The 3,054-nt window shown below is 48.6% G+C and carries 3 protein-coding genes and 1 pseudogene; 3 read left to right on the forward strand and 1 reads right to left on the reverse strand.

What is annotated here, in order from left to right:
* Window positions 1-278 (forward strand): annotated as a pseudogene (locus ACWA6V_RS19965) (HD-GYP domain-containing protein); the annotation flags it as partial.
* 145 nt (window positions 279-423) lie between these two features.
* Window positions 424-1,179, forward strand: coding sequence for a TerC family protein (locus ACWA6V_RS19970; protein ID WP_449524137.1), 756 nt, complete (start codon window positions 424-426; stop codon window positions 1,177-1,179).
* Between the two features lie 94 nt (window positions 1,180-1,273).
* On the opposite strand, the gene asd is transcribed toward ACWA6V_RS19970, so the two are convergent.
* Window positions 1,274-2,125: an archaetidylserine decarboxylase gene (gene asd, locus ACWA6V_RS19975; RefSeq protein WP_449524138.1), complete on the reverse strand. Its 852-nt coding sequence runs from the start codon at window positions 2,123-2,125 to the stop codon at window positions 1,274-1,276.
* 88 nt (window positions 2,126-2,213) lie between these two features.
* Here asd and ACWA6V_RS19980 point away from each other — a divergent pair, with 88 nt between their 5' ends.
* Window positions 2,214-2,591 (forward strand): DUF6488 family protein, encoded by a 378-nt coding sequence (locus tag ACWA6V_RS19980; protein ID WP_449524139.1) that lies wholly within the window; start codon window positions 2,214-2,216, stop codon window positions 2,589-2,591.
* The last annotated feature ends 463 nt before the right edge of the window (window positions 2,592-3,054 follow it).

The following is a 3,054-nucleotide window of genomic DNA, read 5'->3' on the forward strand; positions in this document are numbered from 1 at the left end:
GCCGTTTAAAACCGCGTGTCTTTGTGGTGCTGGATGCCTACAAACAACCCTTGGACGAGTATCTGCTGCTGGACTTATCGGAAGACGACAAGCGCAAGCAGGAGTTGCTCGACTCGGGCAAAAAATCCCGCTATGAAATTGAGAAAATTGAAATTGCACGGGATCTTGAACCTGGCAGTTATGATGTGGATATCGCTAGTATCCGCGATCATTACCTGATGAAAAATGAAAAGAAAGGCCTTATGGCGTTGCTCAGCCGCCTAACCACCCGCACCTGATCCCACCGACACAATTGCCTGCCACTGTAGTGGACAGGTTACAATAAGCCCCTTACCTGATTGCCTTATGGTTACCAGGTTTTTTTGTGCAATACCCTTATCTGAATCTTTTTGGGGTTGAGTGTTATTAATCAATGAGAGTTGAATGATGTTTGAATGGTTAACAAGCCCGGAAGCTTGGGTTGCTTTGGCAACACTGACTGCTCTGGAAATTGTATTAGGGATCGACAATATTATTTTTATTTCGATCCTGGTAGGTCGTTTACCTGAGAAGCAGCGCAAATTTGCCCGCAATGTGGGCTTGGGTCTGGCGATGATCACCCGCTTGGCGCTGCTTTTTTCACTGGCATGGATTATGGGTTTGGTTGATCCGCTCTTTACGGTGCTCGGCGAAGCCATTTCCGGACGAGACATTATTTTGATCGGCGGCGGTTTGTTCCTGATTGCCAAAGCGACCCATGAAATTCACAGCAGTCTCGAAGGTGCTATCGAAACTGAGCGCAATGTCGCAGCCCATGGTTTGATGATTGTGTTGGTGCAAATTGCCATTCTGGATATCGTCTTCTCGCTCGATTCAGTGATCACTGCAGTAGGTCTGGTAAGTCAGGTGCCGATTATGGCGACCGCCATTATCATCGCCGTAGGCGTGATGTTGTTTGCCGCTAAACCGATAGGTGATTTTGTTGATGCACACCCCACCATCAAAATCCTGGCGTTGTCGTTTTTGGTTATCGTGGGTTTCACCCTGTTGGTTGAAGGCTTTGATGTGCATGTACCTAAAGGCTACATCTACTTCGCCATGGCCTTCTCGCTCGGCGTGGAGATGATCAATATCAAATTGCGCAAACATCAAGATAAACCGTTGGAGCTTCGCAAAGATTATCCTGGCGATCAGCAGTAATAATTGGGATGCTCATGAAAAACAAACAGGCCGATCAATTGATCGGCCTGTTTGTTTTGTGCGTTATAAAAAAGATTTTTATGGTAGCAGGGCGTTAGATTTTCTTACCCATGTGCTCGCCCATTTTGGTGGGGGCTCCTGCGCGGAATTTTTCATCCCAGAGGATTTTATCCTTGGCAAATAATACGATAGCAGTTGAGCCCAGTTTGAAGCGGCCCATTTCATCGCCCTTGTTTAGGGTGATGTTTTGGTAAGGGTAAAGTGAGGTGGCTATATCGCGGCTGGCAAAGGGCGCGATTTGCCCGTCCCACACAGTTTCAATGCCCGCCACAATCATTGCACCGACTAACACGACAGCCATGGGGCCTATGTCGGTATCAAAAATAGCGACCGCGCGCTCGTTGCGCGCAAACAGGCGCGGTACATTTTCAGCAGTGACCGTGTTGACCGAAAACAATTCGCCGGGAACACTCACCATCGCACGCAGTTTGCCGCCGTAGGGCATGTGCACACGGTGGTAGTCGCGCGGGGATAAATACACAGTGGCAAAGGTGCCATCGGTAAATTCTGCAGCAAGTTCTGCATCACCACCGAGCAGTTCCACGGTGGTGTAACTTTGGCCTTTGGCTTGAAAGATACGGCCATCAATAATCTTGCCCAATTGGCTGATGGCGCCATCGGCAGGGCAGACGATTGAATCGGTTGCGCCATCGATTGGACGCGCTCCGGTTTTTAAGGCGCGGGTAAAAAAGTCGTTAAAACAATTATAAGCAAGCGGATTTTCTTCGGCCGCCAAACTCATATCCACCTGATAGCGTTTTACAAACCACCGGATAAAAGTATTTTTAATGAGCGGGTTATGGCTGCTTGCCAACCAGCCCGCAGCGCGTGAAAGGCCGTGCTGTGGAATAAGGTGTTGCAAGCGGATGAAGAGTTTGTCATTCATGTATTTTTATATTTCCTGCGTAGGCAGCGCGCTGCCCAAAAAATAAGAGGCGGCAGTTTAGCAAATAATTAATAACAGTGAGGTTCTTATGCGTAGATGGTTGCAAGTGTTCATTGTTGTACAGATGGTGTTAATGGCGCCGGTTACACAAGCGCATGAAGGGCATGAGCACGCACCAGTCACGATGAAGAAGGCAGTAGAAATTGCGCTGGCGACTGCGCGCGATGCGAGCATCAATGCACAGCCCGGCTTGGGGCTGGCGCAACTGGATCAGAGCTGGCGCAATTTGCCTACAAGTGCAGCGCACATATATGAGAATGGGCGCGGTTATTATCTGGTGAGTGTTGCAAATACGTCGCAAGCGAAAACACTGTACGTACGGATTTTGTTGGATGGTCGTGTTGAGGCGGCCAATTTTTCGGGCGATTTTGTTTCATCCGTTGCGACCAGTTCAGCCGGTGTATAAGTTGTGTACCAAATTTGGCGCTTAGAATAGCTTTCTGATGATGTCGGACAGCGATTTTATCTTTCTGTGTCGCCTCAGTTTTCCGTTTGTTTGACAGCGCTGTCGCATGGGTGGAATATCTTTCGCTCGGTTGTCCACTTGTCTACCAGTGTATGTGAGAAAAAGTGTTGGTAGCTGACATAACAATAATTAGATTGCATGTGCTCTCTCCTATGATTTTGCTGTTCATAAGCACTCGCTGGACTTCTGATTGTGCTCGCCTTCTGGTTTGCCTGCGCTAGCCCGTGTGGTTCTTATTCAGTGACTGCACCGCAACGTAGGTGTACCTACGGCGACGGTGGTTCCCGAATCCGGGAATCGTCTCTAAATCCGGTTAAGTGAGGACGTGAATAATGAATAAGAATTTCATCAAAAGTAGTGGGCTGGGCGCTACGTTGCTGGCCCTTTCTGCCATGAGTTTTGG

This window comes from Cellvibrio sp. (assembly GCF_053579595.1).